The organism is Sphingopyxis macrogoltabida (assembly GCF_001307295.1).
GTDB classification, from domain to species: domain Bacteria; phylum Pseudomonadota; class Alphaproteobacteria; order Sphingomonadales; family Sphingomonadaceae; genus Sphingopyxis; species Sphingopyxis macrogoltabida_B.
The window spans coordinates 2062593-2088260 of record NZ_CP012700.1; the positions used below are offsets into that span (position 1 = coordinate 2062593).

Here is a 25668-nt window from a genome sequence, read left to right on the forward strand (position 1 = left end):
CGCGAATGGGGCAACCTAGCGCGAAAATTTCTCATGGGAAGAATCTAATTGCGCGTGAAACCGGTTCATCCGGGCCAAAAACTGTTGCGAACGATTCGCAACACTTGCGTTTGGCGCCCGAAAACGCCACATGCGCTGCCATGTTCAACGACACCTCCTCGCTGCTCGCCCACCTCGCCACCCGCCGCTCGGGAAAGGCGCGCGACATGGTCGCGCCGGGCCCCGATGCCGCCACGCTGAAGGACATTATCGCGCTCGCGCTGCGCACCCCCGACCATGGCAAGCTCGCCCCCTGGCGCGTCGTCACCGTCGCCGACGACCAGCGCGGCGCCTTCGCGACCTTGCTCAAAAATGCCTGGGTCGCCGAGAATCCCGGCGCGGCGGGAATGGACCTGTCGGCGCTCGACCAGTTCGCGCATCAGGCCCCGACGCTGCTCGTCCTTCTTTCCACCCCCGCGCAGGGCGTGAAAATTCCGCTGTGGGAACAACAGATGTCGGCCGGCGCGGTCGGCATGAACCTGCTCCACGCCGCGCACGCACATGGTTTCGTCGGAAGCTGGCTGACCGGCTGGGCCGCGTATAGCCCTCAGGTGGCGCAGGCTTTCGGCGCGCGCGCGGGCGATACGATCGTCGGCTATTTCTTCCTCGGCACCGCCGGCGGCGCGCTGTCGGAACGGCCACGGCCCGAATATGACGACGTCGTGAGCGCTTGGGACATTTAATTTCAGAAGTGCGCCCTAGTTTGTAAGGAAGCACGTTTGACTGTGCTGCTGTCTTATGGCATTAAGGCGGCATGCTCGATCAGTCCAAACCCGTGTACCAGCGCCTGCGCGATGTCATCGCCAACGCCATCCTCGACGGCAGCTTCCGCGACGGCGACATGTTGCCGTCGGTACGCTCGCTCGCGGCCGAGCAGGGCGCGAACCCGCTGACCGTCGCCAAGGCGTATCAGACCTTTCAGGACGAAGGGCTGGTAACGGTAAAGCGCGGCGTCGGAATGTTCGTCGCGCAAGGTGCGACCGAGCGGCTGCGGACGCTGATGCGCGAAGACTTTCTCGCCAATGTCTGGCCCCCGGTCGCGGAGCAGATGCGGCGCATCGGGCTGGACGCGCGGACGCTTCTCGACCTGACCGAGGCCTGAGACGGACGAAACCCGGCTCGGTCGTGGCGGCCTTATCGGCTTGACGGGCTTTGGGGTGGGGAGCTGCCCTTCAAATCTCGTCATGCTGAACTCGTTTCAGCATCCATGGCCCGAACTCGAATTTGGCGCAGCGCCGAAGTAAACGACAGACCATGGATCCTGAACCAAGTTCAGGATGACGATGAAAGAGACGGCAGCTTCCAGCTGTTAGCCGTCATCCGAACCCTGAAACCTGACTTCCCCCTTACCGCCCGATCTGCCGCGCCTTGTCGCGCAAATCGGCGGCGCCCTGCGCATCGCCCGCCTCGGCGAGCCGGTCGGCATAGAGCCGCATGATCTCTGTATTCAGCGGCTGCAGCCGATAGGCGCGCGCGATCAGCCTCGTCGCCTGCGCGCCGTCTCCCTTTGCACTCCAGGCCTTCGACAATTCGCGCAGCACGACGACGTCGCGGTTGCCGATGCGGCGCCGGACGCGCTCGAAATGCGCGATCGCCTGATCCCAATGTTCGAGGTCCATCGCGAGATGCCCCGCCAGCCGGTCGGCGGCGATGCTCGACGGCTGGCTGTCGCGCAACGCGAGGATCGCGGCGCCCGAACCGGCGGCATCGCCGGCGCGGAACAGCGCGTGCGCCAACCGCAGCGTCGTCCGCTCACCGGCATCGAGATCGCGCGCCGCGCGATAGGATTGGACCGCAAGCGCGAACTGCCCGCCCGCCATCGCAGCATCGCCGAGCAGGATATGCGCGTCGGCAACCCCGCGGTTGGCATCGCGCAGCCGTGTCGCCCGCTCGATCGCGCGCCCCGCCTGCCCCGCCATGATGTCGGCGCCGATCGCCGGGATCGCCCGCGCCGGATTGAGCGGCTCGGCGTCGGCGGCCATCGACAGGAACCCATAGTCGTTATCGACCGCGAACGGCGCCGCATCGCCGCGCGACAGCGACGCCGCGCGCGCGAGATAGTCGGCCGACTCGCCGCGCCGGCCTAGTTCTGCCGCCACGCGTCCGGCGAGCAGCAGCGACCAGCTATCGGCATCGCCGCGGTCGACGATCGGGATCAGCGCTTCGGCCGCGCCGTCGGCATCGCCGCCCGCCCAGTCCGACAGCGCGAGGATCCGCCGCGCGGTCATATTGTCGGGCTGTTCGGACAGCAGCCGGTCGGCCCAAGTCGCCGCGACGGCTTCGCCGCCCAGCTCCAGTTCGACGATCGCGCTCAGCAGCATGAAACCGGGAACTTCGTCCATCTGCCCGCGCGTGCGCTGCAGCAGGCTGCGCGCCAGCCGGTAATTGCCGCCGCGCGCCGCAAGCACGGCTTGCAGATAATAGATGCGCGGATTGCCGGGCGTGAGCGTCGCGGCATGGCGGAGTGCGCCGAGCATGTCGTGGTAGCGGCCGAGGTCGCCGAGCGTCGCCGCCTGGTCGATCAGCGCACCGGCGTTGTCGGGATCGGCGGCAAGCGCCGCGTCATACCATATGAGCGAGGCGGTCAGCCCTTCTTCGGTGCGGATGAGGTTCGCCTTGTAGGCGAGCGCCGCGCCGTTCGCCTTGTCGAGCTCGATGGCATAGTCGATCGCGTCGCGAGCGCCCAATGTGTCGGCATTGGCATCGCGAAAGCGCGCGACATCGACCCACAGCGCCGACGAACGCGGCAGTTCGCGCACCGCGCGGTCATAGGCGTCGCGCGCCGCACCGAGATCGCCGTCGTCGAGATGGACATTGCCCGCGACCCACGCCGCCTCGCCCATCGCTTCCGGCGCGATCGGTCCGGCGTCGAGCGTCTGGAGCGCCCGCATTCCGTCGCCCTGCATGGCAAAGGCGCGCGCCAGCAGCGGGCGGAGCGTCGCCTCGTTGCCGCCGGCGTCGATTGCCGCTTTCACCGCCGCTCCGGCCGCCACCCCGTCGCCCAGCCGGAACGCGATGCGTGCCAGTTCGACGCGTTCGGCGATCGCTTCCGGATTGTCCGCAACCGCGTCCTGCAATTCGGCGCGCCGCTGTTCGAGAGCCTGGCGCGTATCGACCGGACGCGGGCCGCCGCATCCGGCCAGCAGCGCCGCGACCAGCAGCGTGCCTGTCCAGAAACGGCCTTGCCTCATTTCAGGCGTGCATCCGATATTGCTTGAGCAGGTCGTAAAGCGTCGGCCGGCTGATCCCGAGCAGCTTGGCGGCGGCCGAAATATTGCCCTCGCTCTGCGTCACGGCGCGGCGGATCGCGACGCGGTCGGCCGCCTCGCGCGCGCTGCGCAGATTCAGCCACGCCTCGTCGTCGCCGTCCGCCCCGCCCGACATGTCGAGGTCATCCCGCGTCACCAGCTTGCCGTCGGCCATGATCACCGCGCGCTTGATCCGGTTTTCCAGTTCGCGGACATTCCCCGGCCAGCGCGCCTCGTCGATCGCCTGCAATGCATCGGGCGCGAAGCCGCGCACCGCCGGGTTCATCTCCGGCGCGTAATGATGGAGGAAATGCCGCGCGAGCAGCACCGCGTCGCCGGGCCGCTCGGCGAGCGCAGGGATTTTCACGACCATTTCGGCGAGCCGGTAATAAAGATCGTCGCGAAAGCTTTGCGCGGCGATCATCGCATCGAGGTCGCGGTGCGTCGCGCAGATGATGCGGGTATCGACGGCTATCGCCTTTCGCCCGCCGATGCGCTCGATCGTCCGTTCCTGCAGGAAGCGCAGCAGCTTGACCTGAAGCGGCAGCGGGATGTCGCCGACCTCGTCGAGGAACAGCGTGCCGCCATGCGCCAGTTCGATCTTGCCCTCGGTCGTCTTGACCGCGCCGGTGAAGGCGCCCTTCTCGTGCCCGAACAGCTCGCTTTCGAGCAGATTCTCGGGGATCGCGGCGCAGTTGATCGCGACGAAGGCACCGTCGCGGCGGCCGCTAGCCTCGTGCAGCCCGCGCGCCAGCAATTCCTTGCCGGTCCCGCTGGCGCCGAGCAGCATGACCGAGACGTCGAGATTCGCGACGCGTTCGATCGTCCGCGCGACCTTCAGCATCTCGGGCGCGCCGGTGATCATCCCGCCGAGGATGCGATTGTCGCTCGCGCCCTGCTCGGCGAGCCGGGCATTCTCGACCTCGAGCTCGCGGACATGGAAGGCGCGGCGGACGATCAATCCCAGTTCGTCGATATCGATCGGTTTCTGGTAGAAGTCCCACGCGCCGCTCGCGATGGCATTGAGCGCGCTGGCGCGTTCGCCATGCCCCGATACGACGATCACCTTGGTGTCGGGTTTTGCCTCCAGGATCGCCTTCAGCACCCGAAACCCCTCGCGCGTCCCGTCGGGATCGGGCGGCAGGCCAAGATCGAGCGTCACCACCGCCGGCTCCTCGGCGCGCAGCAGGTCGATCGCGCTGTCATGATCGCCCGCGATCAGCACCCGATAGCCGTCATAGGCCCATTTGAGCTGCGTCTGTAGCCCCGGATCGTCCTCGACGATCAGCAGCGCGGGAAGGTCGGAGCCGGTCTCGCTCATTTCGTCGTCACTTTCACTATCGGTTCGGGCACCATCGGTTCGGGCGACCCCACGTCGCCCCCTGCACTGCCCTCCGGCAGCCACAGCGAGAATTTGCTGCCGCGTCCCGGCTCGCTCGCCACGTCGATCGTTCCGCCCATCGCCTGCGCCAGTTGCAACGCCTCGAAAGCGCCGAGGCCGAAACCGGCGTCCTTGGTCGAGACGAAGGGCTTGAACAATTGCTCGCGGACAAAGGCGCGGCTCATCCCGCTGCCCTCGTCGATCACGTCGATGCGCACCCGCCCCTGCTCGTTCGCCGCGACGAGCTGCACCACGCTGCCCGGCGGCGACGCATCGATCGCGTTGGCGGCGAGATGCTGGACGATCTGGCGAAGCGATGCCGCGTCGCCCCATGTCGCGAGCCCGGCCTGGCAGCCGACGAACAGCACCCGGCGCGGCCGCAATTCGGCCGCCACCGCCTGAAGCACCGGTTCGACGAGCACCCGCTCCGCCTCCGCCGCGCGGCCGCGGGCGCGCGGCGACAGGCGGACGAGCAGGTCCGACAGGCGGCCGGCCGAAATCTTCAGCGTTTCGACCATGTCGGCGCGGAATTCGGGCTTGTCGGCGTGGCGCTCGGCATTGCGCGCGAGCAGGCCGAGCTGGCTCGCGAGATTCTTGATATCGTGCATGATGAAGGCAAAGCGGCGGTTGAATTCGTCGAAGCGCCGCGCTTCGGACAGCGCCTGCTGGCTCTGCGCCTCGGCGAGGTAGCTTGCCGCCTGCTGCCCCGCGATACGCAGCACGTCGAGATCCTCCCAGTCGAGCGCGCGCGAGATCGCAGGACGGTGGAGGACGACGACCGCGATCATCCGCTGGAAATGCAGCACCGGCACGATCACCCACGCCCGCGGATCGGCGACCAGCCAGTCGGGAATCGCCAGATCGGCGGCGACCCCCATAGCGCCGCGGCGCAGCGCGTCGAGTTCGACGATATGCCGCGTTTCCTGCAGCATGAAAGCCGACCGCAGCGACAGCGTGGTCTCGTCCGCCTCTTCCGTCGGCCAGTGCCAATGGTCGGTGACGCGAAACCCGCCGAGCGCGTCGGGACGCATCAGCAGCGCCGCCGGGCTGCCGGTCAGTTCGGCAAGCGCCTTGGCGACGCGGCGGTGGAGATTGTCGTCGTCGGGTCCCGCCTGCTCGCCCCCGTCGCCGAGCGTCGCGGTGAAGCGCATCCATTCGGTGCGATAGTCATAGCGATGCTCGAAAAAATGCTTCGAGATGGTCACCGACAGCCAGGCGCGCGCGCGGCCCGACAGAAACAGCAGCCCGCCCGCACCGAGCGCGACGATCAGCGAGATGCCCTGCGCCAGATCGCCATAATCGCCCCCGACCAGCCGCGCGACCGCGCCGGTCAGCCCGATCAGGATCAGATAGGCGGCGGCGCCGAGCAGGATAATCGTCCGCATCGCCGCGGTGCGCGACAATTGCATCCGCTCGCGCCCGATATCCATCGCCGCGACGACATAGGCCGGCAGGGTCAGCAAGGCCATCGCCGGGAGCAGCGCGATCAGCGCCGACGCCGGCTTGCCGGTCAGCGCGCCGAGCAACTGGAAATTGAGCTCATAGCCCCACAGCATCGCAAAACCGCCGGCGACCGCCATCACCGGCATGCGCAGCGTCGTGCTCGCATGGCGAACGCCGCCATCGATGATCAGGAGGCCGCCCGATGCGACGATCATCGCCGCAATCCCCAGCGCCGGGTCGAGCCATTGCCCCGCCGCGGTGCTGTCGCGCAGATGCGCCGCCGCGCCCATGATCAGACTGATCAGGCTGATCGTGACGAGCAAGCGGACGATCAGGCGCAGCGGCCGCGACATCGGCGCCGCGGGCGACCAGAAGGTTGCGGCGAGCCAGCCGAGCATTACCGCGTTGCGCAGCGACTGCACGACGAGCGCCTCGGACGACCCGGAATCGAAGAGATAAAGCGCGGCGCACCACAGTCCGGTCGCGGCGGCGGCGGCAATTAGCCAGCGCGGTGCGGGCACCAGCACCGCCATACGCGCCCGCGGCCGCGCCAGCAGCCACAGGGTGACCCCGACGAAGCCGAGCAGCGCCAGTCCCGACAGGATGTGCGAGGCGCCCCCCAGCACCATCGTCAGCGTGCACCCTCCGGCCACAGCACGACACGAACCGTCTGCAGCAGGATCAACAGGTCGAGGAAGGGCGAGTAATTCTTGGCGTAATAGAGATCATATTCGAGCTTCACGCGCGCATCCTCGACCGACGCGCCATAGGGGTAATTGATCTGCGCCCAGCCGGTCAGGCCGGGTTTCACCATGTGCCGCTCGGCATAATAGGGAAGTTGCTGTTCGAGTTCCTCGACGAAACTCGGGCGTTCGGGGCGCGGGCCGACAAAGCTCATATCGCCCTTCAGCACGCACCAGAGCTGCGGCAGTTCGTCGATCCGCAGCTTGCGGATGATGTTGCCGACGCGGGTGATGCGCGGGTCGTTCTCGCTCGCCCACACCGCCTTGCCGGCGGCTTCGGCGTCGGTCCGCATCGACCGGATTTTCAATATGTCATAGGGCTCGCCGAACATGCCGACGCGCGACTGGCGATAGAAAACCGGTCCCTTGCTGTCGAGTTTCACCGCAATTGCGGCGATCAGCATCAGCGGCAGGCCGATGACCAGCACGAGCAGGCTGGCGACGATGTCGAACAGGCGCTTGCCCGCCTTCGAAATCCGCTGTCCTGCCGAAAAACCGTCCGAAAAGATCAGCCCGCTAGGATTGGTCGTCGCAAGGTCGACGCGTCCCGTTTCACGCTCGATGAAACTGGCGATATCGTTGACATGGACCCCCGTCGTCTTGACGCGCAAGAGGTCGGCCAACGGCAAGGCGTTGCGCCGTTCCTCGAGCGCCAGCACGACCTCGCCGGCGCCGAGCGCGACGACATGATCGGACAGGTTCGCGATCTTCTCGCGCGGCACCGCGCGCGTCATCGTCTTTTCGACATCGGCCATCGCGACGAAGCCGGCGATCGTCAGCCCGCTTCCCGGCTGGTCGGCCAGTGCCTGCAACCGCGCCGCGCGCGGCCCGGCGCCGAGCACGAGGACGCGGCGGCGAAACGCTTCGGGCGCCGCGGTCTGGGTCAGCGCGAGCCGGATCAGGAGCAGGGCGGCGATCGCGATCACCATCGCGTAGAGGCTGTTGGCGCGCCACAACGTCGCGGTCGGCAACAGGAACCCCACCACCGCGAGGAAAATGACGCCCAGCGATACGGCGACGAGCAGCCGCGCGGTCGCGAAACGCATCGAACGCAGCGCCTCGGTCCCGTACATGCCGGTCGCCATCATCGCGAGCGAATTGGCGATCGCAAAGGTGGCAACGGGAAGCAGCCGGTCGCCGAACGTCCCCGCGTCGAAATTGGCCTGGTGCGCATAAATGTGCCACGCCCCCTCCGCCGAAAGGAGCAGCGCGAGGAAATCGACCAGCGCCAGCCAGACGACCGCATGGGGAACATAATGTTTGAACAAACGAAACATGCAGCACTGCGCCCTTTCGGGCCGCGACCCTAAGCGACAGGCGTGAAGTGTCGGTTAATTTTACACATGTTTATGCCGGGTCGGGATGGGCTGCAAATCGAAAGTACGGATGGGTGGTTTCGGCCGGTTGTTGCCGTTTGGGCCAACCTTACCCGTTCGCATCGAGCGAAGTCGAGATGCCCCTCGGGCCAGGCGCAACCTCGATGGGTGTCTCGACTTCGCTCGACACGAACGGAAATAGAGGACGGTCAGGAATCCACCCCTAATCAGACCCTGCCTCGCCCTCCCCGGCATGCCGATGGACAGCCACCCGATGGCCAGCCTAAAAGCCCGCCATGACCGCACCCGCCTCGCCCGCCGCCGCCCCCGACAAGATTCGCGTCGCCGCCGTTCAATACCGGCTGCACGGCATATCATCGCCCGACGAACTCGAACGGCAGGTCGAATATTTCACTGCGTCGGCATCGGATTACGGGTGCGATTTCATCACCTTCCCCGAGCTGTTTCCGATGCAGTTGCTCTCGACCGCGCGCCTGTCCGCCGCCGCGGCGATGGACGCGATCGACGCGCTGACCCCGCGCTTCAACGCCTTCATGGCGGGGCTGGCGAAGCAATATCGCATCAACATCATCGGCGGCTCGCATCCGGTGCGGATCGCCGGCGGCGCGATGCGCAATCGGGGCCATATCTTCCTGCGCGACGGCGCCACGCACCACCGCGACAAAATCCATCCCACCCCCTCCGAGCGTGAGGCATGGGGGATCGAGGGCGGCACGGCGCGCGACGCCGACGTCATCGAAACCGATTGCGGCCCGGTCGGCCTGATGATCTGTTACGACAGCGAATTTCCCGAACTCGCGCGCCGCCTCGTCGACCAGGGCGCGACGGTCCTGTTCGTCCCCTATTGCACCGACGACCGCCGCGGCCATTTGCGCGTCCGCTATTGCTGCGCGGCGCGCGCGGTCGAAAATCAATGCTATGTCGTGACCGCAGGGGTGACCGGCAACCTGCCGAACGTCTTCAACATGGACATCCACCACGCCGAAAGCGCGATCCTGACGCCGTCGGACTTCCCTTTCGCCCGCGACGGCATCGCGGCCGAAGTCACCCCGAACAGCGAAGGCATGGCGGTCGCCGACCTCTCGCTCGCCGATCTGCGCAAGGCCCGCGAAGGCGGCGCGGTCCGCAATCTCGCCGACCGGCGGCTCGATCTCTACAAGGTCGAATGGCTCGATTGAACCGTCGCGATACCCGGTAACGATTGTCCGCATTGGGGTGGTATCCAGACTGTCCCGTTTCCGTTCGTGTCGAGCGAAGTCGAGACACCCATCGAGGTTGTGCCCAGCCCGAGGGGCATCTCGACTTCGCTCGATGCGAACGGATAAGGGTTGGCCTAACGGCCGCAACCCGCCGAAACCCGCGACCACTCCCGCCCGCACAATTCGCTCCGGCTCCCTCTTGCACAGCTTTCCGTTTACGTTAAGGTCAGTTGCAATTGGCAACCGGAGAGTGATTCATGGCCCTTCCCCCGATTTTCGACCGTCTGCGCCTGCCCGTTATCGGTTCGCCGTTGTTTATCGTGTCGGGCCCCGATCTGGTGATTGCGCAGTGCAAGGCGGGAATCGTCGGCAGCTTTCCGGCGCTTAACGCGCGCCCGCAGACCTTGCTCGACGAGTGGCTGCACCGGATCACCGAGGAGCTGGCGGCGTGGGATCGCGCCAATCCCGACCGTCTGTCGGCGCCTTTCGCGGTCAACCAGATCGTCCACAAGTCGAACGACCGCCTCGAACAGGACATCGCGACCTGCGAGAAGTGGAAGGTGCCGATCACCATCACCTCATTGGGCGCGCGCGAGGAACTCAATCAGGCCGTCCACAACTGGGGCGGCATCACGCTGCATGACGTCATCGACGACCGCTTCGCGCGCAAGGCGGTCGAAAAGGGCGCCGACGGGCTGATTCCGGTCGCCGCGGGCGCCGGCGGGCATGCCGGCCGCCAGTCGCCGTTCGCCCTCGTTCAGGAAATCCGCGAATGGTTCGACGGCCCCGTCGCACTGTCGGGGGCGATCGGCCATGGCCGCTCGATCCTCGCCGCGCAGGCGTGCGGCGCCGACCTCGCCTATATCGGCAGCGCCTTCATCGCTACCGCCGAGGCGAATGCCGAGGACGGCTACAAGAACGGCATCGTCGAGGGGCGCGCCGCCGACATCGTCTATTCGAACCTCTTCACCGGGGTGCACGGCAATTATCTCCGCCAGTCGATCGTCGCCGCAGGGATGGACCCCGAAAATCTTCCCGAGGGCGATTTGAAGACGATGAACTTCGGTTCGGGCGGCAACACCAAGGTCAAGGCGTGGAAGGATATCTGGGGTTCGGGTCAGGGCATCGGCCCGGTCAGCGCCGTCCGCCCGGTGGCAGAATTCGTCGCCGAACTCGAAGCGCAATATGTCGCCGCGCGCCGCGAGCTGGAGGCGAAGGTTCGTCTCTGATCCGATAGGGGGTGACCATCGCCGCGCGCCGCGATAGGCTCGCCGCATGACCCTGATGATCCAACCCGTCATCCTCTGCGGCGGCGCCGGAACGCGGCTGTGGCCCGAATCGCGCGGCACCCGGGCGAAGCAATTCCTGCTGCTCCACGGCCAGCGCAGCCTGTTCCGCCAGACCGTCGAGCGCACCCCCGCCGGCCCCGATTTCCTGCCGCCCATCGTGCTGTGCGGCGACGGGCATGTCGCGATGGTCCGCGAACAGATGGACGGCCGCGAGGAGATGCTGCTCGTCGAACCGATGCCGCGCAACACCGCCGCCGCCATCGCGCTCGCCGTCGCGCAGGCCGATGCCGATACGCTGTTGCTCGTGATGCCGAGCGACCATGTGATTGCCGACGTCGCGGCGTTTCACGCCGCCATCGGCAAGGGCGTGCGGCTCGCACAACAGGACTGGCTCGTCACCTTCGGTATTACGCCCGACCGCCCCGAAACCGGCTTCGGCTATATCGCCGCCGGCAGCCCGCTTGGCGAAGATGGCTTTGCGGTCGACCGGTTCGTCGAAAAGCCGCCGCTCGCCGATGCCGAGGCGATGCTGGCGGCGGGCGGATATAGCTGGAACGCCGGCATTTTCCTGTTCCGCGCCGGCCGGATGCGCGACGCGATGCTGACGCATTGCCGCGCGATCTTCGAAGCGGCCGACAAGGCGCTCGCGGCGGGGATGCGCGATGGCGATGCCGTCTATGCCGACGCCATCGAATTCGCCAGAGCGCCGTCCGACTCGATCGATTATGCCGTGATGGAAAAGGACGATCGCGTCGCAGTGGTCCCCGCCGCGATGGGCTGGTCCGATCTCGGCAACTGGCACACGATCCACGCGCTCGCCGAAAAGGACGGCGCCGACAATGCCGTCACCGGCGACGCCTTTCTGCACGAAAGCCGCGGCAATCTGGTCCGCGCCGGCAACAAGCGCGTGTCGATCCTCGGCATGAACGATATCGCGGTGATCGTCGACGGCGACGATATCTTGATCATCCCGCTCGAACGGTCGCAGGAGGTCCGCGCCGCCGCGAAGGCGCGCGAATAGAGCGCCGCGACATCAAGCGCTTGCACCAGCGGCGTCTTGCTATAACAGTACACCTATGAGGCGCGGGCCGAGGGCCCCGCCAAGCTCGTTTCCGGGAGATCCAACATGCTCGAACGTCGTACTCTGCTGGCCGCTGCGGCGGCCTCCTCGCTGCTCGCGGCCATGCGCTCGCCCGCGCAGGCGGCGCTCGCGGCGCCCGACGGCGAGGGCGCGAAGCTCACCGCGCTCTACGAGCGCATCTACAACATGCTCGTCGATCAGGACCCCGAATTCGCGACGGCGCTCGGACTCGACAAGGGCGAGCGTGCGGCGGCAAAATCGAAGCTCGCCGACCGTTCGCCCGCCGGGATCAAGCGCGGGCAGGATCTCTATCGCCTCGGGCTCAAGGAACTGCAGGCGATCGACGCGTCGAAACTGTCGGGGATGGACCTCGTCAACTACGACACCTTCCGCGGTCCGTGGGAAGATTATGTCAAGGCTTACGACAGCTTCTCCTACGGTCTTCATAGCTGGCCCGAACCGCATCCGGTGACCCAGCTCAGCGGCACCTATCGCTCGATCCCCGACTTCCTCGTCAACCAGCACAGCATCGCGAACGCCGCCGATGCCGAGGCCTATCTGGCGCGCTGCATCGATTTCGCCGCGCAGCTCGACAATGAGACGGGGCGGATCAAGGACGACCATGCCGCGGGCATCATCCCGCCCGATTTCGTCATCGACCGCACGCTGAACCTGTTCGAGAGCATCATGGCACCCGCCCCCGACGCCAATGTGCTGACGAAGAATATCCAGGCGAAGACGGCCGAAATCCCCGGCGACTGGGCCAGCCGCTGCGCCGCGATCATCAAGGACAAAATCTATCCGGCGATGCAGCGGCAGGCCGGCGAGCTCCGCGCCGTCCGCCCGCGCGCGACGCACGACGCCGGCGTCTGGCGCCTGCCCAAGGGCGACGAATATTATGCCTATGCGCTGCGCTATGCGACGACGACCGGCATGTCGGCCGAGGAGGTCCACAAGCTGGGGCTCGATCGTATGGCCGAGCTGTCGGCGCGCGCCGATGCGATCTTCAAGGAACAGGGGATGAGCAAGGGCAGCGTCGCCGAACGGATGCGCGCGCTCGGCAAGGACCCGCGCTTCATCTATCCGAACACCGACGCCGGCAAGGCCGAGCTGATCGCCAAGCTCAACGAGCAGATCCAGGAAATGCAGCGCCGCCTGCCCGAAGCCTTCGGCCGCCTGCCGAAAGCCAAATGCGACATCCGCCGCGTACCGCCGGAGATCGAGGCGGGCGCGCCGGGCGGCTATTACCAGATCCCCGCGCTCGACGGCTCGCGCCCCGGCGCTTATTATATCAACCTGCGCGATACCGCGGAAAATCCGTCGTGGACGCTGCCGACGCTGACCTATCACGAAGCGACGCCCGGCCATCACCACCAGATCGCGCTCGCGCAAGAGGCCGAAGGCATCCCGAGCCTCCGCCGCCTTCCCGCCTATTCGGTCTATACCGAAGGCTGGGGGCTCTACGCCGAACAGCTCGCCGACGAAATGGGCGTCTATGCCAGCGACCCGTGGGGCCGCCTCGGCTATCTGCAAAGCTATATGTTCCGCGCCGCACGCCTCGTCGTCGACACCGGGCTCCACCATTATCGCTGGAGCCGCGAGAAGGCGATCCAATATTATAACGAGGCACTCGGCACCCCCGAGGGATCGAACGTTACCGAGATCGAACGCTATTGCGTCTGGCCGGGCCAAGCGACGAGCTACATGGTCGGGCAGACAAGCTGGGTCCGCATCCGCGAAACGGCGAAGGCGGCGCTCGGCGACAAATTCGACCTCCGCGGCTTCCACGACACCGCGCTGTCGGCAGGCGCGATGCCGATCGAGGTGCTCGAATCGGTGATCGAACGATGGACGGCGGGGCTGAAGGCCTGACTTTCCCATTCCTCCCTGTCGCGCAGCGATGGGGAGGGGGACCGACCGCAAAGCGGTTGGTGGAGGGGCCGCAACGGTGCGCCAAATGCCCCTCCGTCAGCGCTTCGCGCTGCCACCTCCCCATGCCTGCGGCACAGGGAGGATCAGAGAACGTCCAGGCATCGCTCAAGATATTTGCTTATGCTGTGTTGGCCCTGTAATACGGGGCGGTAGATGCTGTTTTTTCGCCGCCCCGCCGCCCCCCAGCCCGAGCCCGTTCCGGCCGGCATCCCGCCCTTTCCGGATGCCGCGCAGCCTGCGCCCGCCGCGCCGCTGTCACCGCGCCGCAAGTGGCTGCGCCGCATCTCGCGCGGTTTCGCGGTCTTTTCGATCCTCTTCATCCTGCTTGTCGGCTGGCTCGCGATCACCGCGCCGCTGTCGAAATCGCTCGAACCGATCGCGCCGCCGCAGATCACCCTGCTCGCCTCCGACGGCACGCCGATCGCGCGCATGGGCGCGGTCGTCGACACGCCGGTCAAGGCCGCCGACCTGCCGAAACATGTCACCGGCGCGTTCCTCGCAATCGAGGACCGGCGTTTCTACACCCATTGGGGGGTCGATCCGCGCAGCATCGCGCGGGCGGTGTGGAGCAATGTCACCGGCGGCCGCACGCAGGGCGGCAGCACGATCACCCAGCAGCTCGCCAAATTCACCTTCCTGACCCCGAAACGCACACTGGGGCGCAAGGCGCGCGAAGCACTGATCGCCTTCTGGCTCGAAGCCTGGCTGAGCAAGGACGAGATTCTCGAACGCTATCTTTCCAACGCCTATTTCGGCGACAACACCTATGGCCTGCGCGCCGCGTCGATGCATTATTTCCATCGCCAGCCCGAAAAGCTCACCCCGGCGCAGGCGGCGATGCTCGCGGGGCTGGTGCAGGCGCCGTCGCGCCTCGCGCCGACGCGCAACCCCGATCTCGCGAAGAAACGCATGGAGCTCGTCGTCGATGCGATGGTCGACACCGGCTATCTGACCGCCGGCGAGGCGAAGGCGATCCGTTCGCCGCGCCTCGACGTCCGCACGAAGGGCGCGCTGCCGACGGGAACCTATTTCGCCGACTGGGCGCTGCCCGAGGCACGCAAGCTCAGCGACGTCGGCTATGCGCGCCAGACGATCCGCACGACGCTCGATTCCCGATTGCAGGCCGCCGCCCGCCGCGCAATCAACGGCGCCAGCCTCGGCAAGGCGCAGGTCGCGCTCGTCGCGATGCGCCCGAATGGCGAGGTCGTCGCGATGGTCGGCGGACGCGATTACGCCGATTCCCCGTTCAACAGGGTGACGCAGGCGCGGCGCCAGCCGGGATCGACCTTCAAGCTGTTCGTCTATCTCGCCGCGCTCCGCGCCGGCTGGGAGCCCGGCGATACCATCGCCAACGGCCCGATCGAAACCGGCTCCTACCGCCCGAAAAATGCCGGCGACGCTTATTCGAAGACGATCACGCTCGAGGATGCCTTTGCCTCGTCGAGCAACGTCGCCGCGGTCCGCCTGCTCCGCGAGGTCGGCGACGACAAGGTGATCGACATGGCGCGCGACCTTGGCGTCACCGCGCCGCTCGCCAGCGGCGATCCCAGCCTTGCGCTCGGCACGTCGAGCATGACGCTGCTCGAACTCACCGCCGCCTATGCCGGCGTCGCAGCGAACGCCTACCCGGTCGCCCCGCATGCGTTCAAGGCCGAGGAGCCGGGGTGGTTCGAGCGCTTTTTCTCCGGCCCCGCCAGCTTCCGCTCGGGCGTGCACGAGGACATCGAGAAAATGCTGCGTGCCGCGGTCAATCGCGGCACCGGCCGCGCGGCGCGGCTGCCGCAGGCCAATTTCGGCAAGACGGGGACCAGCCAGGACAATCGCGACGCGCTGTTCGTCGGCTATGCCAACGGGCTTGTCGTCGGCGTGTGGGTCGGCAACGACGATAATTCGCCGCTGAAGGGCGTGTCGGGCGGCGGCGTGCCGGCGCGCATCTGGCGCAGCTTCATGACCGACGCCAGCGGCGCGAAAAAGCGCCCCGCCCCTGCGGCGAAGAACCCCGCCGGCCCGGTCGAACCGCTCGACATTCCCGACATCGGCGCCATTCCGGTGGGCGAGACGACGCGCGTCGGCGTACAGGACGGCAACGCGGTGATCTCGACCGAAATCGGCGGGACACGCATCGACCTGAAACTGCCGCTGGGCGAAAACCGGCCGGCCGAAACCCCGCCGCCAGCGCCGGCGCCGCCACCCCAGCCAGCGCAACGCGAATAGTGCCGCTCGCGGTCCGGGCAACGGAGCTGTCGGCTTTGGGGTGGGAAGCGGACGTCCGCCCGTTTTGTGCACCCCGGCGAAGGCCGGGGTCCAGAGTGTTGGAAAGCCAGCGTCGCGCACTGGTGCTCTGGACCCCGGCCTTCGCCGGGGTACACGCCAGCCATGCCCGCAATCGCTCGAAGCCCGCCGCTTCCCACTCTTCGTCATCCCGGGCTTGACCCGCGATCCGCCTTCCTTCTTTCGACGTCGGATCAAATAAAAGACAGGCCCCGGGTCAAGCCCGGGGTGACAGATGTGGTTTAGGCTAATGTAGCGTTTCGACCGCAACCGGCCACGTCTCACAACATTCGCTTCCCGCCGCTACGCCGTCGCCACTCTTCGCTCGTCGAGCCGCACCACATGAACGCGATTCCGGCCTTCGGCCTTGGCCTGGTAGAGTGCCCGGTCGCACTGTTTGAGTAGCTCGACAGGGCCGACATCGGCGAGTTCGGGCGCGACGACGCTTCCGCAACTGATCGTCAGCATCGGGCCCGCCGGCGACCCCCGATGGGCGATCTGCCGTTTCGCGAGTTCCGCGATGATATGGTCGAGGATCGGTTCGGGCTCGTCGACGCCGGGCAGCATCAACAGATATTCGTCGCCGCCGTAGCGCGCCGCGAGATCATAGGGGCGCCGCGCCACCGACTGCAAGATATCGGCCACCGCCTTCAGCGCCTCGTCGCCGCGCACATACCCTTCGGCATCGTTGTACAGTTTGAAATGGTCGACATCGATCATCGCGAGCGTCAGCGGCTCGCCGGTTCGCGTCGCATGAAAACAGGCCTTCGTCAGCTCTTCGTCGAGCCGCCGCCGGTTGGCGAGGCCGGTCAGCGGATCTTCGCGCGTCTGCTGTTCGAGCCGCGCCGTCGCATGCTGCACATCGGTGACGTCGACGACGAAGCCGACCGCCCGCACCGGCAGGCCAGCGTCGTCCGAGACGACCGACGCGGTCGAACGGATCCAGCGTATCTCCCCGTCGGGCCGGACGATGCGGAAGACGATGCCATAATTGTCCGCACTGTCGGAGATCCTCCTCGCCGCCTGATGGACTTCGGTCGCGCGGTCGGCGTCGTCGGGGTGGATGAAGCCGCGAAATTCGGCAATCGACCGGACCGGACGCGCGGGATCGCGGCCCATGATGCGATACCATTGCGGGTCGCACTGCATCGCATCGCGGGCGATATCATAGTCCCAGATGCCCAGCCCGCCGACCGCCGCCGCGATCGCCAGCCGCTCGTGCGCCGCACGCAGGTCGGCGGTGCGATCGTCGGTGCTCTCGGCCTCGGCCACGTCCAGCGCTACACCGAGGAACAGCTTGCGGTCGTCGACGACCTGACAGGTCAACCGGACCTCGACCGGAAAGCGCGATCCATCCTTGTGGACCGCGACGTCGCGATAGCTCATCGACAGGCCGGCGCGTGCCGCCTGCCAGGTCGCCAGATTGGCTTCCTTCGCCTCGCCGCCCGAAATGTCGAGGATCGACATGCCCAGCAGCTCATCGCGGGTATAACCGAGGTCGGCACAGCAACGCTCGCTGAGATCGAGCAGGCGCCCGGTTTCGTCATGGACGAAAAAGCCGTCGGGAACGCCCTCCAACAGGGTTCGGAAGCCTTCGGCGCTGATCTTGTTCAATGTCCGACCTCATCCACGAATCGGCATATGGTGGCAGTTTTCAAGCCGTTCCACCAGTCTCGGCGACAAGCTTCGTTCAAATCCCCCGGTGTTGCAGCCCGTTGCTATTCAGCGCTAGTCGCCCGCGAAATCGAACGCGCTCACCCCGCGCTCTCCTTCGCGGAAGCGCAGCGGCCGACCGAGCGGCGGCATCGAACGCTGGACGCAGCCGTTGCGCGTGCAGCGGCGGCAACCAAGACCGATCGGCGTGGCAGGCGACCGCATCAGGTCGATCCCGCGTGCGGCGATCAGCGGCGCGGCGACCTTCGCATCGACGCCGACACACACCGCAAAGCGCGCGGGCGTGCCGCTGCCCGTCGCGCCGGGTGCCGCGACCGAGCGCGACTGGGTGAACCACCGCGATCCGTCCTCCAACTCGACAAGATCGGCGACGACCTCTCCCGGCCGCGCGAACGCATCATGGACGCCCCACAGCGGGCAACGCGCATCGCCATCGACCAGCGGCGACTGGCTGGCGCCGGCATAGCGCTTGCTCCCCTGCCCGGCGCGATCGATGCGCAACATGAAGAAGGGCAGCCCGCGCGCGCCGACGCGCTGGAGCGTGGTCAGCCGATGCGCCACCTGCTCATAGCCGGCGCCGAAACGGCGCTGGAGCAGCAGCAGATCGTAACCGGTCGCGTCGCATGCGCGGAGGAAGCGGCCGTAGGGCATCATCAGCGCCGCGGCGAAATATTGGATCAGGTGGCGTTCGAACAGCCGCGCCGCGGCGTTTTCGGCAAATTCGGCGCCGGCGACGAGCGCGTCGATCTCGTCCTTCGCCTCGATCTGGGCAAGCGTCGCCGCCGCCTGGAAGGTGCGCGAAGCGGGACGCAGCAGTTCGTTCAGCATCAACTGCCGCGCATGCCAGTCGAGCCAGCGGAGGCGGTCGGGCATCACGTCGCTCGGCAGGATGCGGATACCGAGCTGGTGGCGCGTGCGCAGCCGCTCCGAAATCGTGCCGTACAGGTCGCCGCCCGCAAGGCGCAGTTCGTCCGCCAGTTCCTCGGCGCGCGCGTCGAGATCGGGGAAATGGTTGCGCCATTTCTCGATCGCGCGGCGCACCGCGGCAACTTCGGGCGCATCGCCTTGCGCTTCGGCGCGGCCCTCGGGTGCGGCATCGAACAGCCGCGCAAAGGCCGCGGCGGTCGCGGGCGCGCTTTGCAGCCATTCCTCGACCTCCTGCGCCCCGATGCCGAGATCGGCGAAGCGCGGATCGGCGAGCCGCCGCCGCAGCCCGGCGATGCCCCCGGGCAGGTCCTCGGCGCCAAGCTTTGCGGCGTCGAAACCGAAGCGTTCGGCGAGCTTGACGATCACCGTGGCGGAAAGCGGCCGCTGGCCATGCTCGATCAGGTTGAGGTAGCTTGGCGAAATGGCGAGCGCCTCGGCCATCGCCGCCTGCGTCATCCCCGCCTCGCGGCGCACCTTGCGCACCGCCGGCCCCGCAAACACCCGCCGCTCTGCCATATTTGTAACTTTCTTTACTAATTTACACGCATTTTTACACCTACACGCTATATTTCACAAATATTATTGACAAAGCTTTTCACTTTGCGCGGCACTTTCGCCAACTTCCACCCATCACCTCCTCACAAGGATCAAGACGATGGGTTATCAGGAAGACATGGCGCAGGCGGGCCGCCTCATCCGCGATTACGACGGCACGTGGGACGGCATCAGCGGCGAAAGCGTCGCCCGCATGCGCGCCCAGAACAAGTTCCGCACCGGGATCGACATCGCCCGCTATACCGCGCGGATCATGCGCGCCGACATGGCGGCCTATGACGCCGACCCTGCGAACTACACCCAGTCCTTGGGCTGCTGGCATGGCTTCATCGCGCAGCAGAAGATGATTTCGGTCAAGAAGCATTTCGGCACCGTCAAGGGCCGCTACATCTATCTGTCGGGCTGGATGATCGCGGCGCTGCGCAGCGAATTCGGGCCGCTGCCCGACCAGTCGATGCACGAAAAGACCAGCGTTCCGGCGCTGATCGAGGAAATCTACACATTCCTGCGTCAGGCCGACGCCCGCGAACTCGGCATGCTGTTCCGCGACCTCGACGCCGCGCGCGCCGAGGGCGACGAACTCAAGGCCAAGCAGGTGCAGGCCGCAATCGACAATCATGAAACGCACGTCGTGCCGATCATCGCCGATATCGACGCGGGCTTCGGCAACGCCGAGGCGACGTACCTCCTCGCCAAGAAGATGATCGAGGCCGGCGCCTGCGCGCTGCAGATCGAAAACCAGGTCTCGGACGAAAAGCAGTGCGGCCACCAGGACGGCAAGGTCACCGTGCCGCACGAGGATTTCATCGCGAAAATCCGTGCCTGCCGCTACGCCTTCATGGAACTCGGCGTCGAGGACGGCATCATCGTCACGCGCACCGACAGCCTCGGCGCGGGTCTCACCAAGCAGATCGCCTTCTCGAAGGAGGCCGGCGACCTTGGCGACCAGTATAACAGCTTCCTCGATTGCGAAGAGGTCACCGGCGCGGGAAACCCCGGCGACGTCCTGATCAACCGCGACGGCAAGCTGATGCGCCCGAAGCGCCTGCCCTCGAACCTCTATCAGTTCCGTCCCGGAACCGGTGAGGACCGCTGCGTGATGGACTGCATCGCCAGCCTTCAGAACGGGGCCGACCTGCTCTGGATCGAAACCGAAAAGCCGCACATCGAACAGATTGCCGGCATGGTCGACCGCATCCGCGAAGTCGTTCCCAATGCGAAGCTCGCGTACAATAACTCGCCCAGCTTCAACTGGACGCTGAACTTCCGCCAGCAGGTGTTCGACGCGTGGGAGAAGGAAGGCAAGGACGTCAGCGGCTATGACCGCGCCAAGCTGATGAGCGTCGATTATGACGGCACGGAACTGGGCGAAGAGGCCGACAACCGCATTCGCACTTTCCAGCGCGACGCGGCGAAGCGGGCGGGCATCTTCCACCACCTGATCACGCTGCCGACCTATCACACCGCGGCGCTCAGCACCGACAATCTCGCCAAGGAATATTTCGGCGACGAAGCGATGCTCGGTTACGTCAAGGGCGTCCAGCGCGCCGAAATCCGTCAGGGCATCGCCTGCGTGAAGCACCAGAATATGTCGGGCAGCGACATCGGCGACGACCACAAGGAATATTTCGCCGGCGAAGCGGCCCTCAAGGCTGCAGGCAAGGACAATACGATGAACCAGTTCGCCGCCTGATCCCGAATTGGCACGGGGCATTATGGCCCCGCGCCTCCCGAGCTTTCCTGGGGAGGAAAGCCTGTCCGTCGGAAGCCTCCGGGCCTCCGGCGGACATTTTTTGGTGCACCGCAGACGAATTCGTAAAGAAACTTGTCGGTTTGGCCCTTGTCAGAACGCGGGGCTTGTGAAATTATGTTGCAATGCACAACGAATTTATCCCGGCGGCGGCCAGCGCATGAGCGATACCCGCCTCAAGATGATGGAAGCCATCGCGCGGCGGCGAAAGGTCACCGCCCAATATAATGGCAACCAGATGCTGCTTGCCCCGCACCTGATGTTCGAGCGGCGCGGCGACCTGTTCGTCAGCGCCCTCAACCTCAGCAAGAACTGGCGTTCGGCCGACGACTGGCGCCTCGGCTATTTCAAGCTCGACGGCCTTGCCGCGACCGAGGTGCAGGAGGAGGGTTTCGACCCGCTCCCCACCTATGAGGCGGTGCCGCCGCACGAAGAGGACACGCTGGTTCTCGCGATCTGAGGGGCGGACACGCGAAGGCCCGCCCCTCTTTGCGGGCGCGATCGCTACATCGGCAGCGCCGCCTTGCCTTCTTCGCGCGTCTTGACCAGCGACCAGATCACCCCGCCCGCGATCAGCGCTACGGTAACGCCGAGGCTGACGAGCGGCGGGAATTTATCGCCGCCCAGCACGAAGTCGGCGACGAAGATCTTGGACCCGATGAAGACGAGCACCAGCGCAAGCGCATATTTGAGATAGTGGAAGCGGTGGACCATCGCCGCGAGCGCGAAATAGAGCGCGCGCAGGCCGAGAATCGCCATGATGTTCGATGTGTAGACGATGAAGGTGTCGGTGGTGATCGCAAAGATCGCCGGCACGCTGTCGACCGCGAACACGAGGTCGGCGAGATTGATCACCACCAGCGCGAGGAACAGCGGCGTCGCCGCGAGCACCAGCTTGCCCGTCTTCGTGTCGGGCACACGGACGAAGAATTTCTCGCCATGCAACTCGCTGGTGATCGGAATGTGCCGCGAAAGCCATTTGACGACGGGGTTGCCCGCAACGTCCATCGGCTTTTCGCCCGCGAACAACATCTTCACGCCGGTAAAAACGAGGAAGGCGGCGAAGACATAGAGCAGCCAGCCATATTCGGTGACCAGCGCCGCTCCGCCCGCGATCATGATCCCGCGCAGCACGATCACCGCGACAATGCCCCAGAGGAGCGCGCGATACTGATAGCGCGGCGGGATCGCGAAGGTCGCGAAGATCAGCGAGATGACGAAGATATTGTCGATCGACAGCGCCTTCTCGATGAAGAAGCCGGTGAAATATTGGAGACCGGCCTCGCCGCCCTTCGCGGCCCAGATCCAGCCGCCGAATGCCAGCGCGATACCGATATAGAGGGTGGAGAGCTTCAGGCTCTCCTTGATACCCATTTCCTTGTTTTCCTTGTTCAATATGCCAAGGTCAAAGGCGGTCAGCAGGGCCACGAGCGTGATGAAGGCGAGCCAGAACCAAGCCGGGGTACCCAGCCAGTCGGCGAAAAGAAAATCCATGATGACGATCCCTGAAACGCGCCGAACGCGCCGCCCTTTCAAGCAGCGCGTCCCGACGACGGTTATATCGGCTTAAAAGGCAAGCACGGGCCGCGGCGACAGCGCCGCGAGCCGACGCTTCACAGCAAGCTTGAGCGTCTTGAGCCGGAGCAGGCGGAACGGGTCGGCACCGCGCCGGCGCTGCTCGTGGCGCGCGGCATCGTCGAGCTGGCGATGCAGGACGGTCAACCGGTAGAGGTTGGGATTATATGTCAAGAAAAGGGCCTCCTGATTGAAAATCAAGCAGGTGACGCCGATGCAAGGACCCCGGTTCAGGGGGGAGGAGGGCCGCAGAGCATCGGTGTCACCCGATGCGGTCCGACATCACGTGGCAGGAAAAATCCTGCCGACGCCAGAGGGGCCCGGCCCGCACAACGACTATTTAGGAAATCGACGCAGCACTTGCAAGTCCCCGGCACGCGCGGCACCTTCGCGCCGGGCTTACCACAAGGAATATATTGCCATGTCCGTCCTTATCGACCGCGACGGTCCCGTCCTGATCGTCACGATCGACCGCCCCGGAAAGCGCAATGCCGTCGATCCGGATACCGCGAGCGCGCTTCGCGGAGCCTTCGCCGCCTTTGCCGAGGACGCAACGGCGCGCGTCGCGATCCTGACCGGCAGCGACGGACATTTCTGCGCGGGCTTCGATCTCCGCGCGGTCGGCACGTCGCGTTACGATCCCGACGGCCCCGGTCCGATGGGACCGACACGGATGCTGCTCGAAAAGCCTGTCATCGCCGCGGTCGAGGGGCATGCCGTCGCCGGCGGGCTCGAACTCGCGCTTTGGTGCGATCTTCGCGTTGCCGCGGCGAGCGCGGTCTTCGGCGTCTATTGCCGGCGCTGGGGCGTCCCGTTGATCGACGGCGGCACCGTTCGCCTGCCGCGTATCGTCGGGCAGGGCCGCGCGCTCGACATGATCCTGACCGGCCGGCCGGTCGCCGCCGACGAAGCGCAGCGTATCGGCCTCGCCGACCGGCTGGTCGCCGACGGCGAAGCACTGTCCACGGCAGTCGAACTTGCCAAACAGATCGCCGCCTTTCCGCAGCTCTGCATGAACAGCGACCGGTTGAGCGCCTATCGCCAGTGGGATTTCGATATCGACGGCGCCCTCGCGCACGAAGCCCGCGCCGGGGTGGCGCCGCTGCGCGAAGGCGCCGCGGCGGGCGCCAGACGCTTTACCGAAGGCGCCGGACGCAGCGGCAGCTTCGCCGCTTTCAAAGGGGACTGACGATGAAAGCAATCAGGATAACGATCGCGGCCGCGCTGCTCGCGCTGCCGCTGCCAGCGCTGGCGCAGGCTCCCGACCTTCCTGCCGCCATCTACACCGATCCGCCCGCCGACAAGGCGCATCCCGCAGCAATGGAGGTCGTCCACATCCCGAGCGGCGGCGTCGAAATCAACGGCGTCGTCTATATTCCGGCGGGTGCCGGCCCGCACCCGGCGGTGATCCTTTGCCATGGCCTGCCCGGCAATGAGAAAAGCCTCGACCTGGCGCAGGCGATGCGCCGCGCGGGCTGGACGGTGATCACCTTCAACTATCGCGGCTCATGGGGCAGCCCCGGTCAATATCGCTTCGGACAGAACCTTGAGGATGCCGACGCTGTCCTCGCCTTTGCGCGCGATCCCGCCAACGCGGCGAAGCTGCGCATCGACCCCGAACGTCTCGTCATCATGGGGCACAGCATGGGCGGTTGGGTCAGCGCGTTGACCGCAGCCAAGGACAAGAAGCTGCTCGGCGCCGCGATGATTTCGGCCGCGAATCTCGGCGCCTTCGGCCAGATGCCGCGCGAGCAGCTTGCCGCCGGGATGAAGGCCAATGGTCAGGAGGCGCTCGCCGGCACTTCGCCCGAGATAATGGCCGACGAACTGATCGCAAAGGGCGACGCCTTCGACTTCCTGAAAGCCGCGCCCGCGCTGACGAACACCAGCCTGTTCATTCTCTCCTCCGACGACGGCCTCGCTCCCGGAACCGATGCGCTGGCTGCAAATATCCGTGACAGTGGCGGAACAAAGCTGAGGACGCTGCACGTCGCAACGGACCATAGCTGGTCGGATGCCCGCGTGCGGTTGCAAACGGAGGTTTTGCGATGGCTCGAAACCCTGAAGACCAGAGAATGAACCGCCGCTACGCCGCTGCAACCGCCGCGCATTCATCGACGTCCCTGGCCAGGCAGGCTGATCGACAATAGATGCGCCATCGTCGCGCAATGCCCGGCCGGGGAGTCAGACCGCGGTCAACCGATCCGGTTGAAATGCGTCGTTTCCAGTTTTTGACGATTGTCGCTCGACCACACAATCGTTTCGGTCATGGATTTCAGATCCTTGGCAACGGTATAGACTCGCGTCGACACCCGCGCGCCGCCCTTCCCCAATGTCATGACCAATGTGTCCGGCGCCGGTTGGCGCAAGGCAACGCTGTCGATGAAATCCATGTTGCCGGTGATCGGCACGGGGACGCCATCAAGGGCGGCCGTCGATTCCGAATGCCTGATGGAGCCGTCCGGCGCGACGATTTCGACGCGCGTCGTCCATTTGCCATCTTGCGATGCGCGGAACGTCATCGTCACCCGTTGCGGCCGTTCTTTCTCCGGCATGAGCGATGCGTCGAGCGACCAGCTTCCGACCAGCGGTAACTGACTGGATGCGGCGCTGTAAACGGCGTTCGCCGTTCCGGCCTGATCGGTGGAGGGCGCGGCTGCGACCATCAATCCAGCGGCAGCCATGGGTATTGCGAATAGCATGACGATCATTCCTTTCGAACCGCGAACCCCTATGGTTGCGGTGTGCGCCACGTCCTTCACGGTGGAACGCGATCTCGAAAGATCGATATTTTCGTCACAAGTTTTTTGGCGGTCGAGAAGGCGCGCCAATTCGCGGCTGCTGCCGACGCCCGTCTTGCGCCGGGCGGAGCGCAAACGTTCATTAATCGACGTTTCCGAACGGCCTAGCCGCGCTGCGATGGTTTTTACGGTATGCCCCGCGACCAACAGGCGCAGAACTTCCATTTCCCGGTCGGTGAGGAAGGCAGAAACACCGGAAGCGGGTTCATCGGCAGACATGTCTTTTGCTCACCACAGCCTCACGAACAGGTCCATCCCAATTTATTTGGGAAACGGAGGCGCGCCAGGTCGAGCATCTAGAGAAGCGACGGAAGGCTGCCATCCAACCTCGTCATGCTGAACTTGTTTCAGGATACATGGCGTGAACTCCGATCCAGTGCTGCTCCGAAGGAGACGGCAGGCCATGGACCCTGAAACAAGTTC

Annotated in this window: 20 protein-coding genes; 11 read left to right on the forward strand and 9 right to left on the reverse strand. The window is 65.9% G+C overall.

Annotated features, from left to right (window positions below; translation table 11 throughout):
• Positions 1-140 precede the first annotated feature (140 nt).
• Positions 141-722 (forward strand): nitroreductase family protein, encoded by a 582-nt coding sequence (locus tag AN936_RS09800; RefSeq protein ID WP_054587988.1) that lies wholly within the window; start codon positions 141-143, stop codon positions 720-722.
• A gap of 71 nt (positions 723-793) precedes the next feature.
• Entirely contained in the window at positions 794-1141 is a 348-nt protein-coding gene (locus AN936_RS09805) for a GntR family transcriptional regulator (RefSeq protein WP_054587989.1), read from the forward strand.
• 244 nt (positions 1142-1385) lie between these two features.
• Here AN936_RS09805 and AN936_RS09810 read toward each other — a convergent pair whose 3' ends face one another.
• Genes AN936_RS09810 through AN936_RS09825 form a run of 4 tightly spaced genes read right to left on the reverse strand, consistent with a single transcriptional unit; the run spans position 1386 to position 8131 of the window.
• On the reverse strand, positions 1386-3230 hold the full coding sequence (locus tag AN936_RS09810) for a tetratricopeptide repeat protein (RefSeq protein WP_054587990.1): 1845 nt from the start codon (positions 3228-3230) through the stop codon (positions 1386-1388).
• A gap of 1 nt (position 3231) precedes the next feature.
• On the reverse strand, positions 3232-4608 hold the full coding sequence (gene prsR / locus AN936_RS09815) for a PEP-CTERM-box response regulator transcription factor (protein WP_054587991.1): 1377 nt from the start codon (positions 4606-4608) through the stop codon (positions 3232-3234).
• Complete coding sequence (gene prsK, locus AN936_RS09820; RefSeq protein WP_234715794.1) at positions 4605-6740, reverse strand: XrtA/PEP-CTERM system histidine kinase PrsK; 2136 nt, start codon at positions 6738-6740, stop codon at positions 4605-4607. The genes prsR and prsK overlap by 4 nt, the downstream gene beginning before the upstream one ends.
• A gap of 2 nt (positions 6741-6742) precedes the next feature.
• On the reverse strand, positions 6743-8131 hold the full coding sequence (locus tag AN936_RS09825; RefSeq protein ID WP_054587992.1) for a TIGR03013 family XrtA/PEP-CTERM system glycosyltransferase: 1389 nt from the start codon (positions 8129-8131) through the stop codon (positions 6743-6745).
• Positions 8132-8466: 335 nt separating this feature from the next.
• Here AN936_RS09825 and AN936_RS09830 point away from each other — a divergent pair, with 335 nt between their 5' ends.
• The 5 genes from AN936_RS09830 (at position 8467) to AN936_RS09850 (ending at position 15906) form a co-directional block, all read left to right on the forward strand.
• A complete protein-coding gene (locus AN936_RS09830) occupies positions 8467-9369 on the forward strand; it encodes a carbon-nitrogen hydrolase family protein (protein WP_054587993.1) in 903 nt (300 codons plus the stop codon).
• A gap of 278 nt (positions 9370-9647) precedes the next feature.
• Positions 9648-10619, forward strand: coding sequence for an NAD(P)H-dependent flavin oxidoreductase (locus AN936_RS09835; protein WP_054587994.1), 972 nt, complete (start codon positions 9648-9650; stop codon positions 10617-10619).
• 46 nt (positions 10620-10665) lie between these two features.
• Positions 10666-11700 (forward strand): mannose-1-phosphate guanylyltransferase, encoded by a 1035-nt coding sequence (locus tag AN936_RS09840; protein ID WP_234715795.1) that lies wholly within the window; start codon positions 10666-10668, stop codon positions 11698-11700.
• 105 nt (positions 11701-11805) lie between these two features.
• Complete coding sequence (locus tag AN936_RS09845) at positions 11806-13632, forward strand: DUF885 domain-containing protein (protein WP_054587995.1); 1827 nt, start codon at positions 11806-11808, stop codon at positions 13630-13632.
• 213 nt (positions 13633-13845) lie between these two features.
• Entirely contained in the window at positions 13846-15906 is a 2061-nt protein-coding gene (locus AN936_RS09850) for a transglycosylase domain-containing protein (protein WP_054587996.1), read from the forward strand.
• A 360-nt stretch (positions 15907-16266) separates the two neighbouring features.
• On the opposite strand, the gene AN936_RS09855 is transcribed toward AN936_RS09850, so the two are convergent.
• Together AN936_RS09855 and AN936_RS09860 are read right to left on the reverse strand one after the other, a co-directional pair.
• A complete protein-coding gene (locus AN936_RS09855; protein WP_054587997.1) occupies positions 16267-17577 on the reverse strand; it encodes a sensor domain-containing diguanylate cyclase in 1311 nt (436 codons plus the stop codon).
• Between the two features lie 114 nt (positions 17578-17691).
• Positions 17692-19080 carry a helix-turn-helix domain-containing protein gene (locus tag AN936_RS09860; protein ID WP_054587998.1) on the reverse strand — a complete coding sequence of 463 codons (1389 nt, stop codon included), beginning with the start codon at positions 19078-19080 and terminating at the stop codon, positions 17692-17694.
• Positions 19081-19219: 139 nt separating this feature from the next.
• Between AN936_RS09860 and AN936_RS09865 the strand changes: the two genes are divergently transcribed.
• Together AN936_RS09865 and AN936_RS09870 are read left to right on the forward strand one after the other, a co-directional pair.
• The gene (locus AN936_RS09865; RefSeq protein WP_054587999.1) at positions 19220-20812 is read left to right on the forward strand and encodes an isocitrate lyase; all 1593 of its coding nucleotides are present in this window, start codon (positions 19220-19222) and stop codon (positions 20810-20812) included.
• 217 nt (positions 20813-21029) lie between these two features.
• Complete coding sequence (locus AN936_RS09870; RefSeq protein WP_054588000.1) at positions 21030-21329, forward strand: hypothetical protein; 300 nt, start codon at positions 21030-21032, stop codon at positions 21327-21329.
• Between the two features lie 44 nt (positions 21330-21373).
• Here the strand turns inward: AN936_RS09870 and AN936_RS09875 are convergent, their stop codons facing one another.
• Both AN936_RS09875 and AN936_RS09880 read right to left on the reverse strand, forming a co-directional pair.
• On the reverse strand, positions 21374-22363 hold the full coding sequence (locus AN936_RS09875; protein ID WP_054588001.1) for a TerC family protein: 990 nt from the start codon (positions 22361-22363) through the stop codon (positions 21374-21376).
• Between the two features lie 72 nt (positions 22364-22435).
• Positions 22436-22618 carry a hypothetical protein gene (locus AN936_RS09880; RefSeq protein ID WP_054590211.1) on the reverse strand — a complete coding sequence of 61 codons (183 nt, stop codon included), beginning with the start codon at positions 22616-22618 and terminating at the stop codon, positions 22436-22438.
• A 247-nt stretch (positions 22619-22865) separates the two neighbouring features.
• Between AN936_RS09880 and AN936_RS09885 the strand changes: the two genes are divergently transcribed.
• Entirely contained in the window at positions 22866-23633 is a 768-nt protein-coding gene (locus tag AN936_RS09885; protein WP_054588002.1) for a crotonase/enoyl-CoA hydratase family protein, read from the forward strand.
• A gap of 2 nt (positions 23634-23635) precedes the next feature.
• Positions 23636-24523 carry an alpha/beta hydrolase family protein gene (locus tag AN936_RS09890; protein ID WP_054588003.1) on the forward strand — a complete coding sequence of 296 codons (888 nt, stop codon included), beginning with the start codon at positions 23636-23638 and terminating at the stop codon, positions 24521-24523.
• Between the two features lie 116 nt (positions 24524-24639).
• Here AN936_RS09890 and AN936_RS09895 read toward each other — a convergent pair whose 3' ends face one another.
• Positions 24640-25464, reverse strand: coding sequence for a helix-turn-helix domain-containing protein (locus tag AN936_RS09895; protein WP_234715796.1), 825 nt, complete (start codon positions 25462-25464; stop codon positions 24640-24642).
• Between the last annotated feature and the right edge of the window lie 204 nt (positions 25465-25668).

Bases quoted from the DNA above. Each gene is read 5' to 3' on its own strand.
- AN936_RS09800 (WP_054587988.1), top strand. From the start codon at position 141: ATGTTCAACGACACCTCCTCGCTGCTCGCCCACCTCGCCACCCGCCGC.
- AN936_RS09805 (WP_054587989.1), top strand. From the start codon at position 794: ATGCTCGATCAGTCCAAACCCGTGTACCAGCGCCTGCGCGATGTCATC.
- AN936_RS09810 (WP_054587990.1), bottom strand. From the start codon at position 3,230: ATGAGGCAAGGCCGTTTCTGGACAGGCACGCTGCTGGTCGCGGCGCTG.
- prsR (WP_054587991.1), bottom strand. From the start codon at position 4,608: ATGAGCGAGACCGGCTCCGACCTTCCCGCGCTGCTGATCGTCGAGGAC.
- prsK (WP_234715794.1), bottom strand. From the start codon at position 6,740: ATGGTGCTGGGGGGCGCCTCGCACATCCTGTCGGGACTGGCGCTGCTC.
- AN936_RS09825 (WP_054587992.1), bottom strand. From the start codon at position 8,131: ATGTTTCGTTTGTTCAAACATTATGTTCCCCATGCGGTCGTCTGGCTG.
- AN936_RS09830 (WP_054587993.1), top strand. From the start codon at position 8,467: ATGACCGCACCCGCCTCGCCCGCCGCCGCCCCCGACAAGATTCGCGTC.
- AN936_RS09835 (WP_054587994.1), top strand. From the start codon at position 9,648: ATGGCCCTTCCCCCGATTTTCGACCGTCTGCGCCTGCCCGTTATCGGT.
- AN936_RS09840 (WP_234715795.1), top strand. From the start codon at position 10,666: ATGACCCTGATGATCCAACCCGTCATCCTCTGCGGCGGCGCCGGAACG.
- AN936_RS09845 (WP_054587995.1), top strand. From the start codon at position 11,806: ATGCTCGAACGTCGTACTCTGCTGGCCGCTGCGGCGGCCTCCTCGCTG.
- AN936_RS09850 (WP_054587996.1), top strand. From the start codon at position 13,846: ATGCTGTTTTTTCGCCGCCCCGCCGCCCCCCAGCCCGAGCCCGTTCCG.
- AN936_RS09860 (WP_054587998.1), bottom strand. From the start codon at position 19,080: ATGGCAGAGCGGCGGGTGTTTGCGGGGCCGGCGGTGCGCAAGGTGCGC.
- AN936_RS09865 (WP_054587999.1), top strand. From the start codon at position 19,220: ATGGGTTATCAGGAAGACATGGCGCAGGCGGGCCGCCTCATCCGCGAT.
- AN936_RS09870 (WP_054588000.1), top strand. From the start codon at position 21,030: ATGAGCGATACCCGCCTCAAGATGATGGAAGCCATCGCGCGGCGGCGA.
- AN936_RS09875 (WP_054588001.1), bottom strand. From the start codon at position 22,363: ATGGATTTTCTTTTCGCCGACTGGCTGGGTACCCCGGCTTGGTTCTGG.
- AN936_RS09885 (WP_054588002.1), top strand. From the start codon at position 22,866: ATGTCCGTCCTTATCGACCGCGACGGTCCCGTCCTGATCGTCACGATC.
- AN936_RS09890 (WP_054588003.1), top strand. From the start codon at position 23,636: ATGAAAGCAATCAGGATAACGATCGCGGCCGCGCTGCTCGCGCTGCCG.
- AN936_RS09895 (WP_234715796.1), bottom strand. From the start codon at position 25,464: ATGTCTGCCGATGAACCCGCTTCCGGTGTTTCTGCCTTCCTCACCGAC.